Source organism: Sinorhizobium sp. GQ132, from assembly GCF_059758575.1.
On sequence record NZ_JCAXDX010000003.1, the window covers coordinates 23,451 to 49,659 of the forward strand.

Below are 26,209 nucleotides of genomic sequence, written 5' to 3' on the forward strand. Positions count from 1 at the left end.
GTCAGCCGGACGGTGGGGGCATCGTCTGCCTGTTCCTCATTCGGCGGTCCTCCGGCTGGAGGGCCGCCCGATAAAAACGGCAGCGGCCGTTATGCAAAGCGCCTGCAGACGCCTGCGAAGGCGTGAGAGGGGAGGAATGTGTCATGGAGCAGTTGATTGCTGCCATTCTGACGATGGTGGCCGGCGTTCTGGTCTGCGCAGCCTATTTCTGGAGCACGAATCTCGTTCTCGACTGGATCTTCCCATCCAAGGGCAAGTTCGGTGCCGTCGCCTCGCGCAACCTGCGTATCGCCAACAGCATTCGTCCCTGGCTGTTTCTCGCCCCGGCACTGCTGGCGCTGACGCTCTACCTCGTCTACCCCGTCGTCCAATCGGTCTGGCTGAGCCTTCATGGGCGGGGAGGCCAGAACTTCGTCGGCCTGAGCAACTATTCCTGGATGATCAATGACGGCGAATTCCGCCAGTCGATCTTCAACAATTTCCTCTGGCTTCTCGTCGTGCCGGCGCTTTCGACCTTCTTCGGCCTGATCATTGCGGCACTGACCGATCGCATCTGGTGGGGCAATATCGCCAAGACGCTGATCTTCATGCCGATGGCGATTTCCTTCGTCGGCGCAGCCGTCATCTGGAAATTCATCTATGACTACCGCGCCGCAGGCTCCGAACAGATCGGTCTCCTGAACGCCATCGTCGTCGCGCTTGGCGGCGAGCCGCAGGCCTGGATCACGCTGCCCTTCTGGAACAACTTCTTCCTGATGGTCATCCTCATCTGGATCCAGACCGGCTTTGCCATGGTCATCCTTTCGGCGGCGCTGCGCGGCATTCCGGAGGAGACGATCGAGGCGGCGGTCATCGACGGCGCCAATGGCTGGCAGATATTCTTCAAGATCATGGTGCCGCAGATCTGGGGCACGATCGCCGTCGTGTGGACGACCATCACCATCCTGGTCCTCAAGGTTTTCGATATCGTGCTCGCGATGACGAACGGGCAATGGCAGAGCCAGGTGCTTGCCAACCTCATGTTCGACTGGATGTTCCGCGGCGGCGGCGACTTCGGCCGGGGCGCGGCGATCGCGGTGGTCATCATGATCCTGGTCGTCCCGATCATGATCTGGAACATCCGCAATGCGACCAGGGAATCCGGGGGGCACTGAAATGAATCCGTCAAGGCGTTCTCCACTCACCTGGGCCGTACATCTTTCCGTCCTGCTTCTGGTCCTGCTCTGGACCCTGCCGACGGCCGGCCTTTTGATTTCCTCCTTGCGCGACAAGGACCAGCTCGCCGTTTCCGGCTGGTGGACGGCCCTTTCCAGCTCGTCGCGCAATGCCGTCGCCCGCGCGCCCTCGGCCGAGAACCAGGTCGAGCGCGACGGCAAGTTCGTGATTTCCGGGAACCTGCTGGAGAGCCGGGGCGAGGTTTCCGCCTTCGGATTTTCCAGCCGCGAACCCACCAAATTCAAACCCGGCGAAACGGCCGAGCTCAACGACGGCGAAAAGCTGACGGTGCAAGCAGACGGCAGTTTCGAGATCGTTTCGGATCAGCGGATGGAGGGCTCGCGCGGCCAGCGGATCTTCTTTACGGCCACCACGCCACCGCGCTTCACGCTCGACAATTATGCCGAGGTCCTGAGTGCTGCGGGCATCGGCAGATCCTTTCTGAATTCGCTGACCGTCGCCGTACCGTCAACCGTCATTCCCATTCTGATCGCGGCCTTCGCCGCCTACGCGCTCGCCTGGATGCCCTTTCCCGGCCGCGCGATCCTGCTCGCCGTGGTCGTCGGTCTTCTCGTCGTGCCGCTGCAGATGTCGCTCATTCCGCTGCTGCAGCTTTATAACGGCGTCGGCGCCTTCTTCGGCGTGTCCGCCAAGACCTATATGGGCATCTGGCTCGCCCATACCGGCTTCGGCCTGCCGCTCGCCATCTATCTCCTGCGCAACTACATGGCCGGCCTGCCGCGCGAGATCATGGAATCGGCGCGAGTCGACGGCGCCAGCGATTTCGATATCTTCGTCAAGATCATTCTGCCCCTGTCGTTTCCGGCGCTCGCCTCCTTTGCCATCTTCCAGTTTCTCTGGACCTGGAACGACCTTCTCGTCGCCATCGTCTTCCTCGGAGCGGGGGACGACAAACTGGTGCTGACCGGGCGTCTGGTCAATCTCCTCGGCTCGCGCGGCGGCAATTGGGAGATTCTCACCGCCTCCGCCTTCATCACCATCGTCGTTCCGCTGATCGTCTTCTTCGCCCTGCAACGCTACCTGGTGCGCGGCCTGCTGGCTGGGTCGGTCAAGGGCGGCTGATCGATTTCAGACAAGGAATCCTGAACAGCATGACAATGAACGAAACGACGAGCTCAATCCTCGAGCCCGACAGGGATTGGTGGCGCGGCGCGGTGATCTATCAGATCTATCCCCGCTCCTTTCAGGACAGCAATGGCGACGGCATCGGAGATCTGCAGGGGATCACTGCCCGTCTGCCCCACATTGCGGGGCTCGGCGCGGACGCGATCTGGATTTCGCCCTTCTTCACGTCGCCGATGCGGGACTTCGGTTACGACGTCTCGAACTATGTCGATGTCGATCCTATCTTCGGGGCGCTCGAAGACTTCGATGCGCTGATCGCCGAGGCCCACCGGCTCGGCCTCCGGGTGATGACCGACCTCGTGCTGTCACATACCTCCGACCAGCATCCCTGGTTCGTCGAAAGCCGCTCCAGCCGCAGCAATGCGAAAGCGGACTGGTATGTCTGGGCGGATTCGAAGCCGGACGGCACGCCGCCCAACAATTGGCTGTCGATTTTCGGCGGTTCCGCCTGGCAGTGGGATCCCACCCGCCTGCAATATTATCTGCACAACTTTCTCACCTCGCAGCCCGACCTCAATCTGCATAACGCCGAGGTTCAGGAGGCCCTGCTTGCGGTCGAGCGCTTCTGGCTGGAGCGGGGCGTCGACGGTTTCCGGCTGGACACCATCAACTTCTATTTCCATGACCGCGAACTGCGCGACAACCCCGTGCTCGTTCCCGAGCGCCGCAACGCCTCGACTGCGCCGGCGGTCAATCCCTATAACTATCAGGAGCATATCTACGACAAGAACCGGCCGGAGAACCTGGAGTTCCTGAAGCGTTTCCGGGCCGTGATGGACGAGTTCCCGGCGATCGCCGCCGTCGGCGAGGTCGGCGACAGCCAGCGCGGCCTCGAGATCGCAGGCGAATACACCTCGGGCGGCGACAAGGTGCACATGTGCTACGCCTTCGAGTTTTTGGCGCCCGATCGGCTGACGCCGCAGCGCGTGGCCGAGGTTCTGCGCGACTTCCAGAGGGCCGCCCCCGAAGGCTGGGCCTGCTGGGCCTTCTCGAACCATGATGTGGTCCGCCACGTCAGCCGCTGGGCCGATGGCGTTACCGATCATCACGCGCATGCGAAGTTGCTCGCCAGCCTCTTGATGTCGTTGCGCGGTACCGTCTGCATCTATCAGGGCGAGGAACTTGCGCTCGCCGAGGCGGAGCTCGCCTATGAGGATCTCCGGGATCCCTATGGCATTCAGTTCTGGCCCGACTTCAAGGGTCGGGACGGCTGCCGCACGCCGATGGTATGGGAGAGTCTGCCCGATGGCGGCTTCAGCAGCGCGAGGCCGTGGCTGCCGATTTCCGAGAGCCACATTCCGCGGGCGGTTGCCGTGCAGGAGGGCGACCCGGCCTCGGTGCTGCATCACTACCGCCGCTTTCTCGCCTTCAGAAAGGCGCATCCGGCCTTGGCCAAGGGCGAGATCGAATTCGTCGAGACCAGGGGCTCCTTGCTCGGCTTCCTGCGCAGCCATGGCAATGAGAGAATCTTTTGCCTGTTCAACATGAGCGACGAAGCTGCGACGAAGGAACTGCCGATGAAGCGGCTGGAGCCGCTCGAGGGCCACGGCTTCGTCACGGGGATACTGGATCACGAGGTCAAGCTGCCGGCCTGGGGCGCGTTTTTCGCGCGTCTGGCCTGAGAACCGAGGGGAGGGTGCCATGACAGGCCTGCTGCTGAAAGATATCCGCAAGTCCTACGGGGCCGTCGACGTAATTCACGGCATCGATCTCGACATCAAGGAAGGCGAGTTCGTCGTCTTCGTCGGACCGTCCGGATGCGGGAAGTCCACGCTTCTGCGCATGATCGCCGGGCTCGAGGAAATAACCGCCGGCGACATGTTCATCGACGGCGAGCGGGTCAACGATGTGCCGCCTTCCAAGCGCGGCATCGCCATGGTGTTCCAGTCCTATGCGCTCTATCCGCATATGACCGTTTACGACAACATGGCCTTCGGCATGCGGATCGCCAGGGAATCGAAGGAGGAGATCGACCGCCGTGTGCGTGGAGCCGCGGACATGCTTCAGCTCACCCCCTATCTCGACCGGCTTCCGAAGGCGCTTTCCGGCGGCCAGCGGCAGCGCGTGGCCATCGGCCGGGCGATCTGCCGAAATCCCAAGGTCTTCCTTTTCGACGAGCCGCTCTCAAACCTCGACGCCGCGCTGCGGGTGGCGACCCGCATCGAGATCGCCAAGCTCAGCGAGCGGCTGTCGGACACCACCATGATCTACGTCACCCATGACCAGGTGGAGGCGATGACGCTGGCCGACCGGATCGTGGTTCTCTCCGCCGGTCACATCGAGCAGGTCGGGGCGCCCCTCGAACTCTACGAGCGGCCGGCAAATCTCTTCGTTGCGCGCTTCATCGGCTCCCCGGCCATGAACGTCATCCCGGCGACGATCACCGCGACCGGCCAACAGACCGCCGTCACGCTCGCGGGCGGAAAATCGGTGACGCTCGACATTCCGACCAATGCCTCCGAAAACGGCAAGACGGCAAGCTTCGGCGTGCGCCCGGAAGACCTGCAGGTGACCGAGACCGACGATTTCCTGTTCGAGGGCACGGTCTCGATCGTCGAGGCGCTGGGCGAGGTGACCTTGCTCTACATCGAAGGACTGGTCGAAAACGAGCCGATCATCGCCAAGATGCCCGGTATCGCCCGCGTCGGCCGCGGCGACAAGGTGCGGTTCACGGCCGACAAGGCGAAGCTGCATCTCTTCGACACCAAGGGACAGAGCTATCGGGCGTAGTTCGGCTGCAGGGCCGGGGGCATTTTCGGCCTGCAGCCCTGAACCCTCTGTTAAATTTCATGGGTTAGCGTCGTCGCAGTGAAATGCGAAAAGGCGAGTTCGATGAGCAGTGCAGCCCCCGTGATCAACCGGCACTTTCTCAACAAGGAAGAGTCATTCATGTACGATCGGGAGGCGAATTTCCCGATGGAGGACACGCGGAACGAGGCGCGGATCGAATTCACCGAAAAGGGTATGCAGAATCTCTCGTCGCGCCGCTGCGAGATCATCAAGCTCTCCAGGAGCAGCGCCCTGATCGGCATTCTGACCCAGTTCCAGCTGCCGCAGAATTTCTATCTGGACATACCGAGCGCCCGCATCCCCCTGATCGGCTGCCTTCTGAAGCGGGTCCATGCCAACAACATCATCGAGGCGCGATTCCTGCGGCTTCTGAGCGAGCGGGACCTCAACCGGATCTTCGTCTACAGCACCCATCCGAACCACCGGAACCGCACGCTCGACATCTATCGCTGAGAATGACGCGGCCCTCCGGTCGCAAGGGACCGGGGGAACCGCTGCGCGGATCGTCTCGGTAGCTTACTCGGCTGCAAAAAACCACTCGCGTCGCGCAAACATCAGGCCAACTGCGTAGATCGCGAAAGCAAGGAGCGCTGTCGCCGGCGCAGACAGTTCAGCGTAGCCACCGCCAACGGCGCGTTTCATTGCGTCACAGATTGACCATCCCCTCGCATATTCACAAGCGAATGTTGTAGGAGCCGTACATCCCGGTCCCTCATTCCTGTGCTTGTCACAGGAATCCAGCCAGACCAAGTCCTTGGGCTGAAAGAACGCTTCCCGCGCCGCAGACGCGGCGCTGCTGGATCCCTGTGACGAGCACAGGGATGAGGGTCGAGAGGGTGCGGCCCCTCGCCGCGCTTCATAAGCCGTGAAGATAGCGAGGCGCGGAAGGTCGCGAGTCACGCCGGTGTATGTCCCGCTTCGCTTCGATGTAGTCGCCGCACATCCCCGCTCCCTCATTCCTGTGCTTGTCACAGGAATCCAGCCAGACCAAGTCCTTGGGCTGGAAAGGCTCTTCCGCGCCGCAGACGCGGCGTTGCTGGATCCCTGTGACGAGCCAGGGATGAGGGGAGGAGACGTCGCAGTCCTCCAAAAAGTTTCCTACAGCGCCGCGCGTCTTATGAGACGCGCATCGCCCTGCGTGCCGACAAACCGACCAGAGCTTCCACGCCATCATTCATCTCGCAGCAGCCGTCATAAACTCGAAATGAATCGCAACGGGCCCTAATGAAACAGCACGCTTCCGCCGCGGTCGGCCGCGCCGGCGATCTGCCTGAACGGAGCGAAGAGCTCGCGGCCCATTCCGAATTCGTTGTCGGAGAGGTCGATATGCGCCGGCACGCGCGTTTTCAGCGCGATGTCCTCGACGAGCACCTCGACCTTGCCGTTGATCGCGTCGATGCGGACGATGTCGCCCTCCTGGATGCGTGCGATCGGGCCGCCTTCCTTCGCTTCCGGGGTCACATGGATCGCTGCCGGAACCTTGCCGGAGGCGCCCGACATACGCCCGTCGGTGAGGATCGCGACTTTCTGGCCGCGATCCTGCAGGATGCCGAGCACCGTCGTCAGCTTATGCAGTTCCGGCATGCCGTTGGCCTTCGGCCCCTGAAAGCGCACGACGGCTACGAAGTCGCCTTCGAGCCTTCCCGCCTTGAAGGCGGCGTTCAGTTCCGCCTGATCGTTGAAGATCTTGGCCGGAGCTTCGATGACGTGGCTCTCTGGCTTGACGGCGGAGATCTTGATGACCGCCTTGCCGATATTTCCGCTCAGCATCTTGAGGCCGCCGGTATGCTGGAACGGGCGCTCGACGGTCGCGAGCACCTTCGGGTCGGCGCTCGTCTCCGGCGCAGGCTCGCGCTTGACGCTGCCGTTCTCGCCGAGCTTCACGTCGATCGCATAGGCGCTGAGCCCCTGCCCGTAGACGGTACGGACGTCGTCGTGCAGCAAGCCTTTCCTGAGGAGCTGGGCGATGAGGAAGCCCATGCCGCCTGCGGCGTGGAAATGGTTCACGTCGGCCAGCCCGTTCGGATAGACGCGCGCGAGCAGCGGCACGAGATCGGAAAGCTCCGAAATGTCCTGCCAGGTAAGCACGATCCCCGCGGCGCGGGCCATCGCGACGAGATGCATCGTGTGGTTCGTCGAGCCGCCGGTCGCATGCAGGCCGACGACGCCGTTGACGATCGACCGCTCGTCGATCATCTCGCCGGCGGGCGTGAATTCGTTGCCGAGCGCGGTGATTGCAAGCGCCCGCTTCGTCGCTTCCCTGGTCAGCGCGTCGCGAAGCGGCGTGCCGGGATTGATGAAGGAGGCGCCGGGCAGGTGGAAGCCCATGATCTCCATCAGCATCTGGTTGGAATTGGCGGTGCCGTAAAAGGTACAGGTGCCGGGGCCGTGATAGGACTTGGACTCCGCCTCCAGGAGCTCGTCGCGGCCGACCTTGCCTTCGGCGAAGAGTTGCCGAACCCTGGCTTTCTCGTCGTTCGGCAGGCCCGTGGTCATCGGTCCGGCGGGGATGAAGACCGCGGGCAGATGGCCGAAGGTGAGCGCCGCGATCGCGAGCCCGGGCACGATCTTGTCGCAGACGCCGAGATAGACGGCCGCGTCGAACATGTTGTGCGACAGGCCGATGCCGGCCGCCATGGCGATGACATCGCGCGAGAAGAGCGACAGCTCCATGCCGGGCTGCCCTTGGGTGACGCCGTCGCACATTGCCGGAACGCCGCCGGCGACCTGAGCGACGCCGCCCGCCTCGTGCGCGGCCTCCCGGATCAGTGCCGGATAGGTTTCGAACGGCTGATGCGCCGAAAGCATGTCGTTGTAAGAGGTGATGATGCCGAGGTTGGGGACGCGGTCGCCCGCAAGCGCCACCTTCTCGGCGGGGGAACAGACCGCAAATCCGTGCGCAAGATTGCCGCAGCCGAGAACGGTCCGGTGCGGTCCGTTCGTAGCAGCGCTGCGGACGCGATCGAGGTAGGGCTCGCGGTGGGGCTTCGAGCGTTCGACGATGCGGGCGGTAATGGCGGCTATGCGGGAATCGGCGGACATGGACACATCCTCTTCCGGAGTCTTACGACTCCTTTCTTCATCGATCATCGGCTTTGAGCGCCACAGCGTGCGGGGAGCGTTGCGGCGCTTTCCGGGTCGCCTCAGGGCGCCCAGTAAATCTGCAGCGGCGATGTGGCCCGCCGAAGCACGGCCCGGATGGGCATCTCTGCCTCGTCGCCGGGCGCCTGGGCCTGGGCAAGCACCTCTTTCTTGCCGCTGCCTTCGATATGCAGCACCAGATAGCCGGCATCCTGCAGGCTGGAGAAGGTGAAGGTGAGGCGGGGTTCGCCGGCTCCTTCCGCTTCCATGGTGATCACGCCGCGCGGCGTCGTGGGGTCGAGCGCCTCTTCAAGGCGCGTCCCCCCGGGAAAGAACGAGGCCGTATGCCCGTCCGTTCCCATGCCGAGCACCACGACATCGAAGGGTGCGCCGAGACTTGCCGTCCTGTCGCTCGCGATCGCCGCGGCCGCTTCCGCAGTCTCGGCCTGGTGATAGAGCGGAACGAAACGCGCCTGCGCAGCCCGGTCCTTGAGCAGGTTGTCGGCAACCAGGCGATGGTTGGAGCGCTCGTTTTCCGGTGGCACGAAACGCTCGTCGACGAGGGTGAGCGTCACTTTCGACCAATCGAGCTCGCGACGCGACAGCGACCGGAAAAAGGCCTTCGGGGTCGAGCCGCCCGATACCGCGAAGCTTGCCGTGCCTCTCGCAGCGATCGCGGCGGCGAGCCTTGCACCGACGTCGTCCGCGAGGGCCTCGGCCAATGCGGACGGATTTTCGAATATGTGCATGTTCGCGCTCATGATCGGCCCTAGATCGCATCGTTCCAAGTACGGCCGTCGCGCTCGATCAGCGCGATCGATTGGCTCGGGCCCCAGGTTCCGGCGGTATAGCCTTGCACCTGCTGTCCGGTTGCTTCCCAGGCCTTGAGGATCGGGTCGATCCATTGCCAGGCCGCTTCCACTTCGTCGCGGCGCACGAACAGGGTCTGGTTGTTGCGGATGACGTCCAGCAGCAGGCGTTCATAGGCATCCGCATTGCGAACCGCAAAGGCCTCGGCGAAGCTCATGTCCAGGGGCACGTTTCTCAGCCGCATGCCGCCCGGTCCGGGATCCTTGATCATCAGCGACTGCTTGACGCCTTCATTCGGCTGCAGGCGGATCATCAGCTGGTTGGCCGAAATGCGGCCGGCGCTCTGATCGAAGATCGAGTGCGGAATCTGCTTGAAGGTGATGACGATCTCCGACATGCGGCCCGCCATGCGCTTTCCGGTACGCAGATAGAAGGGCACGCCTGCCCAGCGCCAATTGCTTATTTCGGCCTTGATCGCGACGAAGGTTTCCGTATTGGAAACGCCTCCTTCGAGCTCTTCGAGATAGCCCTTGACCGGGCCTCCGGACGATGCGCCCGCGCGGTACTGGCCCCGGACCGTCACCTGCTCGACATTGGAGGCGGTGATCGGCTTCAGCGCGCGAAGCACCTTGAGCTTCTCGTCGCGCACGGCCTCCGCGTCCATCGACGTCGGCGCCTCCATGGCGACGAAACAGAGGAGCTGGAGGATGTGGTTCTGCACCATGTCGCGCAGCGCGCCCGCCTTGTCGTAGTAACCTGCGCGATTCTCGAGCCCGACGGCTTCGGAAACGGTGATCTGAACGTGGTCGATGTGGGCGGAATTCCACAATGGCTCGTACAGCGCGTTGGCAAAGCGCAACGCCATCAGATTCTGCACCGTCTCCTTGCCGAGATAGTGGTCGATGCGGAAAATCTGCTCTTCGCGGAAGACTTTGCCGATCGTGTCGTTGAGCTCCGTCGCGGAAGCGAGGTCGCGGCCGATCGGCTTCTCGACGACGATGCGGGTGTTCCTGGTGATGAGCTTGTGATCGCGGATCTTTTCGGAAATGTCGCTGAAGATCGCCGGTCCGACGGCGAGATAGAAGGCACGGGTACGGTCCTTGCCCTCTTCCAGAAGCTTCTTCAGATCGTCCCAGCCCTGCTCGGACTTGGCGTCGACGGAGACGTAGTAGAGACGCGAGGTGAATTTCTCGACTTCCGCCTCGTTGAACTCCCCGGCCTTCAGGTGTTCTTTCAGGGCGTCGCTCGCGAACTTGCGGTATTCGTCATGGGAAAGGCTCGCGCGCGAGGCGCCGATGATCCGCGTCGGCTCCGTGAACTGACCTTCCATCTGACGGTGGTAGAGTGCCGGCAGCAGCTTGCGCTCGGCAAGATCGCCGGTGCCCCCGAACACCACATAGTCAAACGGTTCGACGGGAATGATCTGGCTGCTCATGGGATGTCTCGATCTCGTTGAGGTCTGGGCTGGTATAATCTAATCGATTTAAAATGGCTAGGGTGCACCGCAACAAAATGGCTGGCCGCACGGCTGCCGACACACCGTTCCTTATATCATCACCGCCCGGAGAACAGAAATATGCAGCATTTCAATGACTTTGCGCCCACCGTCTGGAATCTCGGAGGGCCTTCCCTTTAGAACCGGTCGCGCAGTGCGTACCAGCTGAGCGCCAGGAACAGGAGTGCCGAGCGGAACCGCGTTCCGCCGGGGAAGGCCGGTATTTTGAGCTGCTTCAGCAGATCGAGCTCGGTGGCCTTGCCGAGCGCGAGCTCGGCATAGAGTTTGCCGCAATAATTGGCGAGCATGACGCCATGGCCGGAGTAACCGCCGATGGTGGTGACACCCGGCATGACCTCGCGGCAGAAGGGTTGGCGCGGCATGGTGATGCCGACCGAGCCGCCCCAGGCGTGAGTGATCTCCACATCGGCGAGATCCGGGTAAATTTCGCAGATCTGCCGGCGTATGTGCGCCGAAATGTCGCGCGGATTGTCGGCAGTGTAGGCCTCGCGCCCGCCGAAGAGCAGTCGCCCGTCTTTGGATTTTCGGAAATAGCGTACGACGAAGCGCGAATCGTCGACCGATTCGCCCCCGGGCAGAATCCCGGTATGGCCGTGCAGCACCGTCGTCGCGCCGATGAAGGAGCGGATCGGCATGACGTGGCTCGCGGTCACGGGCTCGAGATTGCCGATATAGCCGTTGCAGGCGATCAGCGCCCGGTCGGCCGTGATCGTGCCGCTCGTCGTCTCGATGACGACCGCGCCGCCCTTCTTCTCGATCTTGAGCGCCTTCGTGCCCTCGTAGAGATTGGCGCCGGCGAGCGCCGCCTCTCTGACGAGCCCAACAACCAGCTTCATCGGGTGGATGTGGCCGGTCCCGATATCGCGGATACCGAAGTGGTAATGGCTGGAGCCGAGCCGGCTCACGGTTTCCTCGCGATCCATGAAGGAAAGGTGCGGATAGCCGTAGCGCTCGGTCATCGCCTCGACGTGGTTGCGATAGTCCCTTTCGAGGCTTGCCTTGTGGCCGACCGAGAGCTGGCCCGGCATGAATTCGATGTCGATCGCGTGCTCTTCGGCAAATCCCAGGACATAGCGCTTGGCGTTCTCGGCCATATCGAAGAGCCGCTGCGCCCATTCGCGGCCGAGCACCTCCTCCGTTTCGTCGGCCCAGACACGTTGCCCGGTGCCGAACTGCCCGCCATTGCGGCCCGAGGCGCCGTCGCCGAAGCGGCAGGCGTCGATCAGGGTGACGTCCGTCCCGCTCCGGGCGAGATTGCAGGCGGCCTGCAGGCCGGTATAGCCGCCGCCGATAATGGCGACGTCGGCCTTGCGGGAGCCCGGCATGACCGGGAAGGCGGGCCGCTCGGGAGTCGTCGCCTCGTACCAGGAATATCCGGGCGAAATCGGGCTTTGCCAGGTCATGGAAACCTATTCCGGATCAGACATTCAGGAGCAGGAACTCGCGTTCCCACGGGCTGATGACCTGCATGAAGGTTTCGAACTCGCCACGCTTCACGCCGGCATAGATGGCGATGAACTCGGCGCTGAAGACCTCCGCCAGCGCGGGAGCCGATTCGAGCAGCGAAACGGCCTCGAGCAGCCCTCGCGGCAGTTCGATTTCGCCCTCATTGGCGGTGTGTTCCGTGGGCGGTGTCGCCTGCAGGCCCTCGATGATGCCGAGATAGCCGCAGCCGAGCGAGGCCGCGAGCGCCAGATAGGGGTTGGCATCCGAGCTCGGCAGGCGGTTCTCGATGCGCCGGGCGACCGGATCCGAGACAGGGATGCGGAACGCCGTGGTCCGGTTGTCATAGCCCCAGGCGGTGTTGACCGGCGCCGACATGTCCGGCGTGAGGCGCCGATAAGAATTCACATAGGGCGCCATCATCGACAACGTCCGCGGCACGTAAAGCTGCATGCCGCCTATGAAGGAAAAGAACGCCTGGGAGGGTGAGCCGTCGGGATTGGAGAAGATATTGCGGCCGGTCTCGAGGTCGATCACCGATTGGTGGATATGCATGGCGGAGCCGGGCTGGCCCTGCATGGGCTTCGCCATGAATGTCGCATAGATTCCGTGCTTCAGCGCAGCTTCGCGGATGGTCCGCTTGAAAAGGAAGACCTGGTCGGCAAGCTCGATCGGATCGCCGTGCCTGAGGTTGATCTCAAGCTGCGCCGGCCCCTCTTCGTGGATCAGCGTATCGATCTCGAGGCCTTGCTTTTCGGAGAAATGGTAGATGTCGTCGATGAGCTCGTCGAACTCGTTGATGCCCGCAATCGAATAGCCCTGGCCGCCGAGGATCGAGCGGCCGGACCGGCCCTTCGGCGGCCGCAGCGGATAGTCCGGATCGTCGTTCTGAGCGACGAGATAGAATTCGATCTCCGGCGCGACCACCGGTTTCCAGCCCTTCTGCCGGTAGAGCTCGATGACGCGCTTCAACACGTTGCGCGGCGTATAGCTGATCTGCTCGCCCTGGGAGCCGACGATGTCGCAGATGACCTGGGCCGTCGGGTCGCTTTCCCATGGAACGATGGAAAGGGTGGACAGGTCCGGAACGAGCTTGATGTCGCTGTCGCGGGAATCATAGCGGAATTGCCCTGTCTCCTCCGGATATTCGCCGGAAATCGTGTGCCGGTAGATCGCCGAAGGCAAGGCAAGGGAGGTATTGGACGTGAACTTGGACGTCGGCATCATCTTGCCGCGCGCAACGCCCGCAAGGTCGGGCGTGATGCACTCGATATCTTCGATGCCGCGGATCTTGAGCCAGTCGACCGCTTCGGTCCAGGTCTTCACGCCACGGGCGGCATGCAGGGCGAGGGGTATCTTCGAACTCTTGCTGACCTTTGCTGTCTCTTGGGCAACACTTCTCTTGGAAGACATAAATCACCGGGTTTGGCTTCGGATAGCGCAATCATAGCCGCAGTTCGACAATTAGCTAGATGCCCGCGATTGACATTCGCCCTGCTCACCGGAAAGGAGGTTACGGAAACAGAAGGGAGCTTCCGTGGCGCAAATGCAGGACGTGGTGATCATCGGGGCGGGCGCCGCCGGCATGATGTGCGCCATCGAGGCGGGCAAGCGCGGGCGCCGGGTGCTCGTCATCGACCACGCCAGGGCGCCCGGCGAGAAGATCCGCATCTCCGGCGGCGGCCGCTGCAATTTCACCAATATCCATGCGTCCCCCAGGAACTTCCTGTCCGGCAACCCGCATTTCTGCAAGTCGGCGCTTGCCCGATACCGGCCGCAGGACTTCGTCGCTTTGGTCGAGCGCCATGGCATCGACTGGCACGAGAAAACGCTCGGCCAGCTCTTCTGCGATCATTCGGCCAAGGACATCATCCGCATGCTGATGGCGGAGATGAGGGCGGCGGGAGTGCAACTGAGGCTCGAAACCAGCATCGGGGAGGTTGAGAGGACCGCCTCCGGGTTCCGTGTGACGACGAGCGCCGGCGCGGTCGACGCCGCCTCGCTGGTCGTGGCAAGCGGCGGCAAGTCCATCCCGAAAATGGGAGCGACGGGTCTTGCCTATCGCATCGCGGAGCAGTTCGGCTTGCCGGTTGTCGAAACCCGCCCGGCGCTGGTTCCCCTGACACTCGACCAGGCCCAGCTCACCAAGCTCGGCGCGCTTGCCGGCGTCGCGGCCGATGCCGAGGCGCGGTTCGGAAAGGCCGCCTTCCGCGAAGCTGTCCTCATCACCCATCGCGGCTTGAGCGGGCCGGCAATCCTGCAGATTTCATCCTATTGGCGTGAGGGTGAGGAGATCGTCCTCCGGCTGATGCCGGACATCGATATCGCCTCGATCCTCAAGGGAATGCGCCGGACGAACGGCCGCCAGGCAGTCCAGACGGCACTTGCCGACATCCTGCCGCGCCGGCTCGCGCAGTTCTTCGCGGACGAAGCGAAGCTGACGGGGCGCATGCTTGCCGACCTTTCCGACAAGGCGATCGACGCGCTTTCCCGCTCCATCCAGGCCTGGGCGGTGAAGCCGGCGGGATCGGAAGGCTACCGAACGGCCGAGGTCACGCTCGGCGGCGTCGATACGCGTGCGCTCGACTCCCGGACCATGCAGGCAAACGAGATCCCCGGCCTCTACTTCGTCGGCGAGTGTGTCGACGTGACCGGCTGGCTCGGAGGTTACAATTTCCAATGGGCCTGGGCGTCGGGCTTCGTCGCCGGTCAAGACGTGTAACCGTGCGGCAAAATTGGTGATTTGCTTCTTCAGCCGTTCTTAAGGGAAATATAACGGAAATTACTGAACCTGTTTATCATGGCGCGACAGCCGCGAAGGCAGCGGAAGTCAACAAGCGGAAACCACATTGTTTCCATTTCGGGGACTTTCTTCAGCCGCAGGATGGATGCACCATGATCGTAACGGCAAAGGCAGACCGTCTTTGCCGGCAACTCGTAGTGCTGCAGCGACCTTTGCGCGCCCGAGACGCTCGGTGCTGCAGCGACAAGGACAAGAGGCCATGAACCAGCAACGCCGCCGTCCCCGTGCAATAGCCATAGCCCGCGCAGAGAAAAGCCGCGGGCAGAACGAATTGACGGCTTACCTCGCGACGCTCGCTCTGTTTGCCGTCACGGCCGTTGCTCTCTTTTCCTGGCTTTAAAGCGTCGCTTCCGACGAGCCCGGTCGATACGCCGGGGGACCGGTATTCCGTCCGCACGGGGCCAATTCCGCTTATGGAATTCTTAATCGTTTGAAACGATTATGGCGAGCAAATGAGCACCGCCAGGTCCTCGCCGCCAAGCCGGCTGCGCGGTCCCGCAATGACTGCTGGCGGGCTGGCGGCGTGCGCCGCATGACTTTCCGAAAAACATCAGCCTGTTTGCGCATCGGGTGGCGCCCGAGCGCCTTTGGTGCGTTCACCTGACGCGCCCCGGAGCGCTTCGAGCCATCGGGGAGGCGAACGCGCGCTGTAGCCAAGGTGTTTTCCATGTTCATCGACAGGATACTTGCCCGCTTCAAGATTCAGACGAAGGTTCTGTTCTTCATCCTGCCCTTCGTCGTCAGCATCTCGGCCGTCGGGATAACCGGACTCTATGCCTCCGGACTGCTGCAGGGCCGCATGGAGATTTCGAACAGCGTCCTCAAGACGCTGAGCGGCTTCAAGGACGTCTATGCCCAGATGAACAGCTTCCTGCAGCGGACGACCGACGAAAGTCGCCGGATGCTCAAGGATGCAATCGTCACGCAGAAGGAAGTCCTGGCCGAAACTGCGGCGCAGGTTGCGGGCGGAAACGGCCAGGACGAGCTGGCTGCCGCCATTGCCGCGACCAGCGACATCGAGACCCGCATCGACGGGCTCTGGACATTGCATGAAGGCGAGCAGAAGCTCCGGGCCGACACGAGATCCGGTCTGGCGCGTCTGGCGGCCGAACAGGCGAAGATCAACGACGAGGCGAACCGGCTGCAATACGCGGTGCGCAAGGACGAGAATGCGGCGAAGACGATGCTGCGCAACGCCGAAAAACTCATGCGCGCCAGCCGCTTCTATGCCGAATTCGCGACCGAGGTGAGCGGGGCGATAACGGTCGAGGAGAAGCTCAAGGTCGCAGAGGGCCACTACCCGGCCATAGGCCGCACGCAACGGGATATCTTCGTGCTTTTGCCGAAGGGCGAGAAATCTCTTGCCGAAACCGTCAATTCTGCTTCCGGGGCGATCGGCGCCCTTATCAAGACGCCGCCCGGCCCCGAAACGCTCGCCGGCCTTTCCAAATATGTCGACCGTTTCCGCACCGCCAGTTTCCGGTTGGAGGCAGCTTCCGTCGGCAAGATGCGCGAGGCGACGCAGATATTCAGCGAACTCGACGGCAAGATCGCGGGCACCGAGTCGGTGCTGACCGCGACACGCAGGCTCTCCACATCGCTTACCGACATCCAGATCGCCGCCGCGGCATTTCTCGGAACGACGAGCGAGGAAAGCCGCAAGAAACTCCTCGACAAGTTCCTTGCAGTCCAGTCCAACCTCACCACTCTGCGCGGCATCGCGAGCGGCATGACCTTCTTCGATCAGGCCGCCGGCGCACTTCTGCCGATCATCGAGGGGATGAAGAAGGATGGCCTTGCGCTGGTCGAGATCTCTGATAAGCGCACTGTGGAATTCGAGGCCGCAGGCGCCGCGATCAACGAGATCTGGAGCGATCTCACCGGTTTTGCCGAGCAGCAGAAGGTCGCCGCCGGCAGCGAACGCGCGGAAGCCAATCAGATCTCCGTTGCGGCGACGATCACCGGCGTCGTGATCGCGCTTCTGGCCGGCATAGCGCTCACGCTCACGCTGAAAAAGCCGATCGGCCAGATCACGGCCGCCATGCGGCGGTTGGCGGACGGCGCGCTCGATACGTCGATCGACGGCGGCACGCGCCGCGACGAGATCGGCGACATGGCGCGTGCTCTCGGCGTCTTCAAGGAAAATGCGCTCTCCAAGGTGCGCATCGAGGCGGAAAGCGCCGAAGAGCGTGCCCGCGCGGAAGCCGAGCGCAGCCGCAACGATGCGGAGAAGCGCGAGCTCGACAGGCAGATCGATCTTGCGGTGAGCGAGCTCGCAGCCGGACTCGGACGCCTGGCCCAGGGAGACCTGTCGCGTCAGATCGAGGTGCCCTTCGCCGGCCGCCTCGAACAGTTGCGGCTGGACTTCAACGGATCGCTCGTCCGCCTTCAGGACACGCTGGCGCAGATTCGCGCCAATGCTCTGGCGATCCAGCAGGGTGGCGCCGACATGCATCGGTCCGCCGACGCGCTGTCGAAACGGACGGAGGCTCAGGCCGCCTCGCTCGAGGAGACTGCCGCGGCCGTCGACCAGATCACCGTGACGGTACGCTCCTCGGCGGAGCGGGCGCACGAGGCGAACCAGGCCGTGTCTCATACGAAGCGGAGCGCCGACAGTTCGGCAACGGTCGTCACCAGCGCCGTCGCCGCCATGGGACGCATCGAGGCGGCCTCCCGTCAGATCGAGCAGATCATCGAAGTGATCGACGATATCGCCTTCCAGACCAACCTTCTGGCGCTCAATGCCGGTATCGAAGCGGCGCGTGCCGGCGAGGCGGGCAAGGGCTTTGCCGTCGTCGCGCAGGAAGTACGCGAACTGGCGCAGCGCTCGGCCGAGGCGGCGCGAGAGATCAAGGGGCTGATCGACAAATCGACCGAAGAGGTGAGTTCCGGCTCACGTCTCGTCAAGGAAACGGGCGCGGTGCTCGCCTCGATCAGCGCCGAGATCGTGACGATCAGCCAGCATGTCGAGATGATCGCCACCGCCAGCCGCGATCAGGCTGCAGCCCTGAACGAGGTAAACGGTTCCGTCAACCAGATGGACCAGATGACGCAGCAGAACGCCTCGATGGTCGAGGAGGCGACCGGCACCAGCCGGGCGCTCGCCAATCAGGCTGATACGCTGATGATGCTCGTCGAGCAATTCCGGCTCGAGCCGGCGGCCGCAGCCGACCACAGCTACCGGGCGGCCTAACCGGATTCAAACGCTTCGAAGGGGCGCCGCGCATCCCGGATGCGCGGCGCTCTCATTTGACGCCGCCGGCGCAGGAAACAGTAAAGCTGCCGGCGCAACCATCACTTGTTTTCCGCCAGTTGCCGCTTGCGGAACACTGCCGCGAACAGGCGTTTCGCGAAGCGCGGCCGCCGGTTCTGCGGTGGGGGTTCGAACCTCTCGTCCCAGGGACGGTTCCTCGAAGCCATATCGAACAGCAGTGCCATTGCCATCATATCCATGGTGATGCTCCTTCATTCTTGGGCATCCCCTTTTTTATGCACCCGGAATTGTTTTACATACAGCCGATTTCCCCATATGTTTTTCAGCTATGAAAAACACGGACTGGGACATATACCGCTGCTTCGTCACGGTGGCGCGTACCGGCGGGTTGACGGGGGCGGCGCAGGCGACGGGGCTCAGCCCCGCGACGGTGGGCCGGCGGATGCTGGAGCTCGAGGAGCGCACCGGCCGCTCGCTCTTCATCCGCAGCCAGACCGGCTACACGCTGACGGGAGACGGTCGCTTTCTCTTCGAACAGCTGCAGGAAATGGAGGCGGCGGCCCGCAAGGTCGAAAGCTGGCAGAAGGAGGGCGAGGGGGCGACCGTCGTCCGCATCGCGGCCGGTACATGGGTCTCCTGGCTGATCGCCGAGAATTTTCCCGCCATCTGCACGGAAAGGGACGCTTTCGGCCTTTCTCTGACGATCGGCGAGGCGCGAGCGAATCTGGCCTATCGCGAAAGCGATATCGGCATCCGTGCCTTCGAACCGGAGGAAACCTATCTTGCGGCGCGGCCGGTGGGCGAAGTCGCCTATGCCGCCTACCGGCAGAAGAACGCGCCGGGCGGAGTGGAACGCTGGGTCGCAGTCGCCGAAGAGGATGCAATATCGGCCTATCTGAGATGGCCGCACGAGCATGCGCCGGGCCGGATCGTTGCAACCGTCACACGGCCTCGCTCGTTGCTGGACCTCGCGCGAGCCGGCGCGGGACGGGCGGTGCTGCCCTGTTTCGTCGGCGATCTCGATCCCTTGCTCGAGCGAGTGGGAGACGAGATCGAGCCGCTCAGACACCGGCAGTGGATCGTCATGAACAACGAGGATCGCTACAGGCGCGACATCCGAACCGTCGTAGACCGGATGACGCGTTTCCTGCGCAGCCACACGGACCTTTTTGCCGGCAAGCGCCCGCCGCGCAATTCGGCATGAGCCTCCAAACGTGACCGGCCGGCGCTGCGGCCGGCCGGTCACGTTTCATTTGTGTCGACCTCGTCCAGCGCGGACCTCGCGGACCGCCGGCCTCTGCCTGTTGAAGTGGCTGCAACTCAGGGCGGAAAGGATGAGTGCTACCGTTGTCCAGGTGACGACAGCCATCAGTGCCGTCCCTGGGTGACGATGACGGGGATCAGCAGATCGCCCCAGTTGCCGTCGCCGCCGTGATGGCGGGCCGAACGGACCAGTTCGACGGAGACGCCGGCGTCCACGGCCTTCATGACCGCCTGGTTGAGGCGATGCAGGTCGTTGGCGACCATGCGGATCGCCGCCTGCTGTTCCGGTGTCATGGCCGACGATTGTTCCTCGGCCCGTTCCTTGACGCGTGTCTGTACAGTCATCGGAGTGCTCCTTTGGGCGATGGTCGCGGGGGACTTCTTCTACCCGCTTCAGTTTCGAGGTCTGGTTGGGGACGCGCGGCGGGGCAGGGGTGCCGCGCGTCCCGCTCGTTCATTCTGCTGCCGGGCGGAACTGATCGTGCTCGGTGGATTCCTTCATGGCCGTGGTCGACGACTGGCCGCCGGTGATCGCGACCGACACGGCATCGAAATAGCCGGTCCCCACTTCGCGCTGGTGCTTGGTCGCCGTATAGCCGTTGGCTTCGGCTGCGAATTCCGCTTCCTGCAGTTCCGAATAGGCCGCCATCTGCCGGTCCCTGTAGCCGCGCGCCAGTTCGAACATGCCGTAGTTCAGTTGGTGGAAACCGGCGAGCGTGATGAACTGGAACTTGTAGCCCATGGCGCCCAATTCGCGCTGGAACTTGGCGATCGTCGCGTCGTCGAGGTTCTTTTTCCAGTTGAAGGACGGCGAGCAATTATAGGCGAGCAGCTTGCCCGGATGCGCCCTGTGCACGCCTTCGGCGAACTTGCGCGCCTGCTCCAGATCGGGCTTGGAGGTCTCGCACCAGATGAGATCGCAATGCGGTGCATAGGCGATCGCGCGGGCGATGCAGGGCTCGATGCCGTTCTTCACCTGGTAAAAGCCCTCGACGGTGCGGCCGGCATCGTAGTCGACGAAGGGGCGGTCGCGCTCGTCGATATCGGAGGTGAGCAGCTTCGCCGCTTCCGCGTCGGTGCGGGCGATGACCAGCGTCGGCGTACCCATTACGTCGGCGGCAAGCCGTGCCGCGTTCAGATTGCGGATATGCGCCGCGGTCGGGATCAGCACCTTGCCGCCGAGATGGCCGCACTTCTTTTCCGACGCGAGCTGGTCCTCGTAGTGGACGCCCGCCGCACCCGCTTCGATGAAGGCCTTCATGATCTCGAAGGCGTTGAGCGGCCCGCCGAAGCCGGCTTCCGCATCGGCGACGATCGGAGCGAACCATGTATCGACGGAGAGACCCTTGCCTTCCGCCGTCTCGATCTGATCGGCGCGCTGAAGCGTGCGATTGATGCGCTTGGCAAGTTCCGGAGCCGCGTTGGCCGGATAGAGCGACTGGTCCGGATACATGGCGGAAGCGGTGTTGGCGTCGGCTGCGACCTGCCAGCCGGAGAGATAGATCGCCTTCAAGCCCGCGCGCACCATCTGCATCGCCTGATTGCCGGAAAGCGCGCCGAGTGCATTCACGAAGTCCTCCTCATGGATGAGCTTCCAGAGGCGGTTCGCACCCATTTCGGCAAGCGAATAACGGATCTCCACCGAGCCCCTGAGCCGCTTCACGTCCTCGGCGGAATAGGGCCGCTCGATTCCGTCGAAGCGCCCCTCCGGCGCATTGGGAACGAGCTTGTAAAAATCAGTCATACTTGCCTCCTGGTGAAATCGCTTCGTCTTCGGCTTTCGTCTTTCGGCGCCTCTAGGCCGAAAGATCATGTGACAGTTTTTACATTGCGCTGCATAAACCTGCTATCGAATTCCCGTAGCTAGCGGCTGGAAACGGGTTAGCTTGTCTTGCCTTTGACCGTATGCGGAAGTAAATTTGTAAAAGATGTCAAAGCGGATCATTTGCCGAATTTGTAAAGGGAATTACAAATGGCCGAGAACAAGATCTTTGCCGGGCCGCGGGTCAGGCGAATCCGAAACGGCCTTCAGCTGACGCAGACGGCCATGGCCGAGGCGCTTGGCATCTCTCCTTCCTATCTGAACCTCATCGAGCGCAACCAGCGGCCGCTGACGGTGCAGCTGCTCTTGAAACTGGCCTCCGTCTACAAGGTCGACCTCGAAGAGCTCCAGGGCGAGGCGGGCAGCGGTCTTGCGCAGCTGCGCGAGGTCTTTGCCGATCCGCTGCTTGCCGGCGAACTGCCGGGGGATCAGGAGTTGGTGGAGGTCGCCGAAGCGGCGCCGAACGTCTCCGGTGGCATCGTCAAACTTCATCGCGCCTACCGCGAACAGGCGTCGCGGCTGAGGGATCTCGCCGCCCTGCTGGCGGGCGAGGGACACATGGCGGCACTTGCGGATACGCGCCTGCCGATGGACGAAGTCCGCGAGGCTTTCGAGGCACGGGCCAATCACTTCGCCCGCATAGAGGAGGCGGCGGAGGCCCTGCATGCAAGCCTCTCGCCCGGAGACGATCTTTCAGGCGCAATGAAGGCTTGGCTCAGAAGGGAGCACGGCCTGGCGGTGCGGACGCTGCCGGTGCACGTGATGCCCACCCTGCGCCGCCGCTTCGACCGCCACTCGATGCGCCTCTTCGTCTCCGAACGCCTGTCGCCCTTCGATCAGCTGCGCGAGATCGCGATCGAGGTGGCTTCGATCGCCTGCCATGAGGCGATTGCCGCCGAGCTCGAGCAGTTCCGCTTTGCCACGGCCGAAGCGCGGCGCATCGGCCGCTTCGAACTCGCGCGCTATGCTGCCCATGCGCTGATGATGCCCTATGCGGCATTTCTCGCCGCCGCGCAGCGGATGAAATACGATGTGGCTGTCCTGGCGGCGCGTTTCCAGGTTTCCTACGAGCAGGTCGCCAACCGTCTGACGATGCTGCAGCGGCCCGGTGCGGCGGGGGTTCCGTTTTTTCTCATCGAGATCGACAGCGCCGGCAACAGGCTGCGTCGCGCCGGAGCGCAGGGATTTCCCCATGCCCGCTTCGGCGGCGGCTGTCCCAAGCTCAACGTCCAGGCTGCCTTTGCCGTGCCGGGCCAGGTTCTCGTCGATCGCGTCGGAATGCCTGACGGCACCGAATTCATCACTGTCGCACGCACCGTCGACGGTCCGCAGGCCGCCTTCCACGAACGGGTTCGGCGCACGGCGATCCTCGTCGGTTGCGAGGCCGCCTTCGCGAGCGAGATGGTCTATGGCGCCGCCGCGGTCGTGCCGGCGATCGCAATCGGTCCGGCCTGCCGGCTTTGCGAGCGGCAGGGGTGCCTGGCGCGCGCCGAACCGCCGATCACCCGACCGCTCGGTCTCGACGAGATGGCCACCGGGCTGAGCGTCTTCGACTTTCAGTGAGCCTGCGCGAAATGGCACGCAATCCGCAGCGGATGTCGTCATGACGCCAGCAACTCCCCGAAACGCTCCCCATCCCTGCGACAAGGACAGGGTGCGGTAAGAGGAGGGAATTTTCGGGTGAAAAACCGCGAACCACTTTTTTCCTGGAACCGCTCTAACTCCTTGAGCTTATCGAGAAAGATGCCTAACCTCCGCATCGGCACAATCAAAAGACGGGGCGTAACGGCACTGGAGAAGAAATTACTGTCCCGAGCCGATAATCAAGAGGGGAGTTGCATGTCCAAACTCATCGTCGCAACCTTGACCACCGCGGTGCTTGCGGGATCGACCATGCTGGCTTCGGCCCAGGAGCGGGTCGTCAACGTCTATAACTGGTCGGACTATATCGATGACAGTATCCTCGAGGATTTCACCAAGGAGACCGGCATCAAGGTCGTCTATGACGTGTTCGACTCGAACGAGATTCTGGAAACGAAGCTGCTCGCCGGCGGTTCCGGTTACGACGTCGTCGTTCCGACGGCCTATTTCCTGCAGCGCCAGATTGCTGCCGGGGTGTTCCAGAAGCTCGACAAGTCGAAACTGCCGAACATTTCCAACATGTGGGACATGGTCATGGAGCGTACTGCGCAGTACGATCCCGGCAACGAATACGCCGTCGACTACATGTGGGGCACGACCGGCATCGGCTACAATGTCGAGAAGATGAAGGAGATTCTCGGCACGGACGAGAAGCCGAACTGGGATGTCATTTTCGACCCGGAGATTGCGGCGAAGTTCAAGGACTGCGGCATCCATCTCCTCGATTCCCCCACCGACATCATGCCTTCGGCGCTCGCCTATCTGGGGCTCAATCCCGACAGCCACGACCAGGCGGACCTCGAAAAGGCAGCCGACCTGCTGATGAAGGTCCGGCCCAATATCCGCAAGTTCCATTCGTCCGAATATATCAACGCGCTCGCGAACGGCGACATCTGCCTCGCCGTCGGCTTCTCCGGCGACGTCTTCCAGGCGCGCGACCGGGCGGCCGAGGCGAAGGCCGGCGTGACCGTCGACTACTCGATCCCGGAGCAGGGCGCGCAGATGTGGTTCGACATGCTGGCTATCCCCGCCGATGCGCCGCATGTCGCCGAGGCGCATGAGTTCATCAACTACATGATGAAGCCGGAAGTCATCGCCAAGGCCTCGAACTACGTGTTCTACGCCAACGGCAACAAGGCCTCGCAGGAGTTCCTCGACAAGGAAGTGCTCGAAGACACCGCCATCTATCCATCCGATGCCGTGATGCAGAAACTCTTCACCACGACGCCCTTCGAGGCCAAGGAGCAGAGGGTATTGACCCGGCTCTGGACCAAGATCGTCACTGGTCAGTAGGAAAACGAATTGCCCGGACCTCAAATCCGGGCAATTTTCTGCATGTTTCTGCGCTCAACTCTCGACGTGTCGGCGCCGGCCATTTGTGGGCTGCGCCATTCGAGGATAGATGATGAAGTCTCTCGGAAGTATCCGGCGTTCTTTCGCGCCATGGGCGGACCCCGCCTCCAAGCCTTTCATTTCCGTCAAGAACGTCACCAAGAAGTTCGGTGACTTCACCGCCGTGGACGATCTTTCGCTGAACATCTACACGCGCGAATTCTTCGCCCTGCTCGGCGCTTCGGGCTGCGGCAAATCCACCCTCCTGCGGATGCTGGCCGGTTTCGAGCAGCCGACATCGGGCGAAATCATCCTCGACGGCCAGAGTCTGGCGGGCATCCCGCCCTACCGCCGCCCCGTCAATATGATGTTCCAGTCCTATGCGCTGTTTCCGCACATGACGGTCGAAAACAACGTCGCCTTCGGCCTGAAGCAGGACGGAATGCCGAAAGCGGACATCGCCGAACGCGTCGGGCAGATGCTGAAGCTCGTCAAGCTCGAGAAGTTCGCCAGGCGCAAGCCGCATCAGCTTTCCGGCGGCCAGCGCCAGCGCGTCGCCCTTGCCCGGTCTCTGGCAAAGCGGCCGAAGGTGCTGCTGCTCGACGAACCGCTCGGCGCGCTCGACAAGAAGCTGCGCGAGGAAACGCAATTCGAGCTCATGGACCTCCAGCAGGAACTCGGCCTCACCTTCGTCGTCGTCACCCACGATCAGGAAGAGGCGATGACCATGGCGGACCGCATCGCCGTCATGAGCCACGGCAAGGTCGTCCAGGTGGCGACGCCGGCGGAGATCTACGAAGCGCCGAATTCGCGCTTCGTCGCCGATTTCATCGGCGACGTGAACATATTCGACGGCAAGGTCACCTCGGCCGAAGACGGCTATATACGTGTCGAGACGACGGGCGGTATACCGGTCCGGATGGCGTCGCCGGAAACGCCGGGAAACGGCGCAAAGGCGGCCGTCGCCATCCGGCCCGAGAAGATCAGAATTGGCCGACAGCCGCCGGCGCATGCGCCGGTGAACGCCGCCGAGGGCGAGATATGGGACATCGGCTATCTCGGCGACATGACGGTTTTTCACATCCGGCTGAAGGACGGCAAGGTCGTCAAGGCGTCATCGCTGAACGCGGCGCGAGCGGTCGAGGACCCGCTCGGTTACGACCAGCAGGTCTGGATCTCCTTCGGTGAAGATGCGGGCGTCGTTTTGAAGGATTGAAGCCATGGCGAAACTCGCCTCAGCCATCGTCAGCCGCCTGGTCATAATCATTCCCTATGCCTGGCTCCTGTTCTTCTTCCTCATTCCTTTCTTCATCGTCTTCCGCATCTCGCTGTCGCAGACGGCCGTCGCGATGCCGCCCTATATGCCAGTCTTCGACCTGGCGGGCGGCCTTTCCGGCATCGTGGAGAAGCTCGGCGAATTCTCGCTCGACAATTACGTATGGCTGACCGAGGACGTCCTCTATTTCAACGCCTATATATCGAGCGTCGTCATCGCCGCCATCTCGACCCTGCTGACGCTCCTGATCGGCTATCCGATCGCCTATGGCATGGCGAAAGCGCCGCGTTCGCTGCGACCCACGCTGCTGATGATGGTGATCCTGCCCTTCTGGACGAGCTTTCTGATCCGCGTCTATGCCTGGATCGCCATCCTGAAGCCGGAGGGCCTGCTCAACCAGTTTCTGTCGGCGGTCGGCCTGATCGATCAGCCGCTCATCATCCTCAACACCAATTGGGCGATCTATATCGGCATCGTCTATTCCTATCTGCCCTTCATGGTGCTGCCGATCTACTCGGCGCTTGAGAAGATGGACCATTCGCTGACCGAGGCCGCCCAGGACCTCGGCTGCACGCCTGCCGCCGCCTTCTGGCGCGTGACCTTTCCCCTGTCGCTCCCCGGCGTCGTGGCCGGCTGCCTGCTCGTTTTCATTCCGGCTGTCGGCGAGTTCGTGATTCCCGACCTCCTCGGCGGCTCGGAAACGCTGATGATCGGCAAGACCTTGTGGAGCGAGTTCAATTCCAATCGCGACTGGCCGGTTTCGTCTGCCGTGGCGATCATCCTGCTCATGATCCTGGTGATACCCATCGTCTATTTCCAGAACATTCAGGCCAGAACCGACGGCGAGGGGAGGTGAG

20 protein-coding genes are annotated in these 26,209 nt (G+C 62.8%); 12 read left to right on the top strand and 8 right to left on the bottom strand.

Annotated elements, in window-relative coordinates; translation table 11 throughout:
- Nucleotides 1-143: 143 nt before the first annotated feature.
- The 5 genes from AC6CIG_RS08410 to AC6CIG_RS08430 all read left to right on the top strand — a co-directional run bounded on the left by AC6CIG_RS08410 (nt 144) and on the right by AC6CIG_RS08430 (nt 5,604).
- Complete coding sequence (locus tag AC6CIG_RS08410) at nt 144-1,154, top strand: carbohydrate ABC transporter permease (protein ID WP_003529835.1); 1,011 nt, start codon at nt 144-146, stop codon at nt 1,152-1,154.
- Between the two features lies 1 nt (nt 1,155).
- Nucleotides 1,156-2,298 (top strand): carbohydrate ABC transporter permease, encoded by a 1,143-nt coding sequence (locus AC6CIG_RS08415; RefSeq protein ID WP_275596752.1) that lies wholly within the window; start codon nt 1,156-1,158, stop codon nt 2,296-2,298.
- Between the two features lie 35 nt (nt 2,299-2,333).
- Nucleotides 2,334-3,983, top strand: a complete 1,650-nt coding sequence (gene bglA, locus AC6CIG_RS08420) for a beta-galactosidase BglA (RefSeq protein ID WP_437412883.1) — start codon at nt 2,334-2,336, stop codon at nt 3,981-3,983.
- Nucleotides 3,984-4,002: 19 nt separating this feature from the next.
- Nucleotides 4,003-5,091: an ABC transporter ATP-binding protein gene (locus AC6CIG_RS08425; protein WP_437412881.1), complete on the top strand. Its 1,089-nt coding sequence runs from the start codon at nt 4,003-4,005 to the stop codon at nt 5,089-5,091.
- Between the two features lie 102 nt (nt 5,092-5,193).
- Nucleotides 5,194-5,604: a hypothetical protein gene (locus tag AC6CIG_RS08430; RefSeq protein WP_100669535.1), complete on the top strand. Its 411-nt coding sequence runs from the start codon at nt 5,194-5,196 to the stop codon at nt 5,602-5,604.
- A 768-nt stretch (nt 5,605-6,372) separates the two neighbouring features.
- Here the strand turns inward: AC6CIG_RS08430 and edd are convergent.
- The 5 genes from edd to AC6CIG_RS08455 all read right to left on the bottom strand — a co-directional run bounded on the left by edd (nt 6,373) and on the right by AC6CIG_RS08455 (nt 13,414).
- Nucleotides 6,373-8,193: a phosphogluconate dehydratase gene (edd, locus tag AC6CIG_RS08435; protein ID WP_437409575.1), complete on the bottom strand. Its 1,821-nt coding sequence runs from the start codon at nt 8,191-8,193 to the stop codon at nt 6,373-6,375.
- A 101-nt stretch (nt 8,194-8,294) separates the two neighbouring features.
- A complete protein-coding gene (gene pgl / locus AC6CIG_RS08440) occupies nt 8,295-8,993 on the bottom strand; it encodes a 6-phosphogluconolactonase (RefSeq protein ID WP_437409576.1) in 699 nt (232 codons plus the stop codon).
- 8 nt (nt 8,994-9,001) lie between these two features.
- Nucleotides 9,002-10,477 carry a glucose-6-phosphate dehydrogenase gene (gene zwf, locus AC6CIG_RS08445; RefSeq protein WP_018094259.1) on the bottom strand — a complete coding sequence of 492 codons (1,476 nt, stop codon included), beginning with the start codon at nt 10,475-10,477 and terminating at the stop codon, nt 9,002-9,004.
- Nucleotides 10,478-10,674: 197 nt separating this feature from the next.
- A complete protein-coding gene (locus AC6CIG_RS08450; RefSeq protein WP_437409577.1) occupies nt 10,675-11,961 on the bottom strand; it encodes an NAD(P)/FAD-dependent oxidoreductase in 1,287 nt (428 codons plus the stop codon).
- Between the two features lie 16 nt (nt 11,962-11,977).
- On the bottom strand, nt 11,978-13,414 hold the full coding sequence (locus tag AC6CIG_RS08455; protein ID WP_411934686.1) for a glutamine synthetase family protein: 1,437 nt from the start codon (nt 13,412-13,414) through the stop codon (nt 11,978-11,980).
- Nucleotides 13,415-13,538: 124 nt separating this feature from the next.
- On the opposite strand from AC6CIG_RS08455, the gene AC6CIG_RS08460 reads away from it, so the two are divergent.
- Both AC6CIG_RS08460 and AC6CIG_RS08465 read left to right on the top strand, forming a co-directional pair.
- Nucleotides 13,539-14,723, top strand: a complete 1,185-nt coding sequence (locus AC6CIG_RS08460) for a BaiN/RdsA family NAD(P)/FAD-dependent oxidoreductase (RefSeq protein ID WP_437408239.1) — start codon at nt 13,539-13,541, stop codon at nt 14,721-14,723.
- Between the two features lie 748 nt (nt 14,724-15,471).
- The gene (locus tag AC6CIG_RS08465; RefSeq protein WP_437408240.1) at nt 15,472-17,997 is read left to right on the top strand and encodes a methyl-accepting chemotaxis protein; all 2,526 of its coding nucleotides are present in this window, start codon (nt 15,472-15,474) and stop codon (nt 17,995-17,997) included.
- A gap of 101 nt (nt 17,998-18,098) precedes the next feature.
- Here the strand turns inward: AC6CIG_RS08465 and AC6CIG_RS08470 are convergent, their stop codons facing one another.
- Nucleotides 18,099-18,242 carry a hypothetical protein gene (locus tag AC6CIG_RS08470; RefSeq protein ID WP_411934684.1) on the bottom strand — a complete coding sequence of 48 codons (144 nt, stop codon included), beginning with the start codon at nt 18,240-18,242 and terminating at the stop codon, nt 18,099-18,101.
- Between the two features lie 104 nt (nt 18,243-18,346).
- On the opposite strand from AC6CIG_RS08470, the gene AC6CIG_RS08475 reads away from it, so the two are divergent.
- Complete coding sequence (locus AC6CIG_RS08475) at nt 18,347-19,222, top strand: LysR family transcriptional regulator (RefSeq protein ID WP_437408241.1); 876 nt, start codon at nt 18,347-18,349, stop codon at nt 19,220-19,222.
- A gap of 164 nt (nt 19,223-19,386) precedes the next feature.
- Here the strand turns inward: AC6CIG_RS08475 and AC6CIG_RS08480 are convergent, their stop codons facing one another.
- Nucleotides 19,387-19,626 carry an SMc00767 family acetate metabolism repressor gene (locus AC6CIG_RS08480; RefSeq protein WP_003527087.1) on the bottom strand — a complete coding sequence of 80 codons (240 nt, stop codon included), beginning with the start codon at nt 19,624-19,626 and terminating at the stop codon, nt 19,387-19,389.
- A gap of 109 nt (nt 19,627-19,735) precedes the next feature.
- Nucleotides 19,736-21,025: an isocitrate lyase gene (aceA, locus tag AC6CIG_RS08485; RefSeq protein WP_100669517.1), complete on the bottom strand. Its 1,290-nt coding sequence runs from the start codon at nt 21,023-21,025 to the stop codon at nt 19,736-19,738.
- Between the two features lie 228 nt (nt 21,026-21,253).
- Here aceA and AC6CIG_RS08490 point away from each other — a divergent pair, with 228 nt between their 5' ends.
- The 4 genes from AC6CIG_RS08490 to AC6CIG_RS08505 all read left to right on the top strand — a co-directional run bounded on the left by AC6CIG_RS08490 (nt 21,254) and on the right by AC6CIG_RS08505 (nt 26,208).
- The gene (locus tag AC6CIG_RS08490; protein WP_437408242.1) at nt 21,254-22,666 is read left to right on the top strand and encodes a helix-turn-helix domain-containing protein; all 1,413 of its coding nucleotides are present in this window, start codon (nt 21,254-21,256) and stop codon (nt 22,664-22,666) included.
- 276 nt (nt 22,667-22,942) lie between these two features.
- Nucleotides 22,943-24,037 carry a polyamine ABC transporter substrate-binding protein gene (locus AC6CIG_RS08495; RefSeq protein WP_018094267.1) on the top strand — a complete coding sequence of 365 codons (1,095 nt, stop codon included), beginning with the start codon at nt 22,943-22,945 and terminating at the stop codon, nt 24,035-24,037.
- A 112-nt stretch (nt 24,038-24,149) separates the two neighbouring features.
- Nucleotides 24,150-25,292: an ABC transporter ATP-binding protein gene (locus AC6CIG_RS08500; protein WP_437408243.1), complete on the top strand. Its 1,143-nt coding sequence runs from the start codon at nt 24,150-24,152 to the stop codon at nt 25,290-25,292.
- A 4-nt stretch (nt 25,293-25,296) separates the two neighbouring features.
- Nucleotides 25,297-26,208, top strand: coding sequence for an ABC transporter permease subunit (locus tag AC6CIG_RS08505; protein ID WP_018094269.1), 912 nt, complete (start codon nt 25,297-25,299; stop codon nt 26,206-26,208).
- Nucleotide 26,209: the final 1 nt, after the last annotated feature.

Excerpts from the sequence above, each read along its gene's own strand:
- zwf (WP_018094259.1), bottom strand. The coding sequence starts at position 10,477 with ATGAGCAGCCAGATCATTCCCGTCGAACCGTTTGACTATGTGGTGTTC.
- AC6CIG_RS08495 (WP_018094267.1), top strand. The coding sequence starts at position 22,943 with ATGTCCAAACTCATCGTCGCAACCTTGACCACCGCGGTGCTTGCGGGA.
- edd (WP_437409575.1), bottom strand. The coding sequence starts at position 8,193 with ATGTCCGCCGATTCCCGCATAGCCGCCATTACCGCCCGCATCGTCGAA.
- AC6CIG_RS08500 (WP_437408243.1), top strand. The coding sequence starts at position 24,150 with ATGAAGTCTCTCGGAAGTATCCGGCGTTCTTTCGCGCCATGGGCGGAC.
- AC6CIG_RS08430 (WP_100669535.1), top strand. The coding sequence starts at position 5,194 with ATGAGCAGTGCAGCCCCCGTGATCAACCGGCACTTTCTCAACAAGGAA.
- AC6CIG_RS08505 (WP_018094269.1), top strand. The coding sequence starts at position 25,297 with ATGGCGAAACTCGCCTCAGCCATCGTCAGCCGCCTGGTCATAATCATT.
- AC6CIG_RS08490 (WP_437408242.1), top strand. The coding sequence starts at position 21,254 with ATGGCCGAGAACAAGATCTTTGCCGGGCCGCGGGTCAGGCGAATCCGA.
- AC6CIG_RS08450 (WP_437409577.1), bottom strand. The coding sequence starts at position 11,961 with ATGACCTGGCAAAGCCCGATTTCGCCCGGATATTCCTGGTACGAGGCG.
- AC6CIG_RS08425 (WP_437412881.1), top strand. The coding sequence starts at position 4,003 with ATGACAGGCCTGCTGCTGAAAGATATCCGCAAGTCCTACGGGGCCGTC.
- AC6CIG_RS08470 (WP_411934684.1), bottom strand. The coding sequence starts at position 18,242 with ATGGCACTGCTGTTCGATATGGCTTCGAGGAACCGTCCCTGGGACGAG.
- AC6CIG_RS08455 (WP_411934686.1), bottom strand. The coding sequence starts at position 13,414 with ATGTCTTCCAAGAGAAGTGTTGCCCAAGAGACAGCAAAGGTCAGCAAG.
- pgl (WP_437409576.1), bottom strand. The coding sequence starts at position 8,993 with ATGAGCGCGAACATGCACATATTCGAAAATCCGTCCGCATTGGCCGAG.
- AC6CIG_RS08465 (WP_437408240.1), top strand. The coding sequence starts at position 15,472 with ATGTTCATCGACAGGATACTTGCCCGCTTCAAGATTCAGACGAAGGTT.
- AC6CIG_RS08475 (WP_437408241.1), top strand. The coding sequence starts at position 18,347 with ATGAAAAACACGGACTGGGACATATACCGCTGCTTCGTCACGGTGGCG.
- aceA (WP_100669517.1), bottom strand. The coding sequence starts at position 21,025 with ATGACTGATTTTTACAAGCTCGTTCCCAATGCGCCGGAGGGGCGCTTC.
- AC6CIG_RS08410 (WP_003529835.1), top strand. The coding sequence starts at position 144 with ATGGAGCAGTTGATTGCTGCCATTCTGACGATGGTGGCCGGCGTTCTG.
- bglA (WP_437412883.1), top strand. The coding sequence starts at position 2,334 with ATGAACGAAACGACGAGCTCAATCCTCGAGCCCGACAGGGATTGGTGG.
- AC6CIG_RS08415 (WP_275596752.1), top strand. The coding sequence starts at position 1,156 with ATGAATCCGTCAAGGCGTTCTCCACTCACCTGGGCCGTACATCTTTCC.
- AC6CIG_RS08480 (WP_003527087.1), bottom strand. The coding sequence starts at position 19,626 with ATGACTGTACAGACACGCGTCAAGGAACGGGCCGAGGAACAATCGTCG.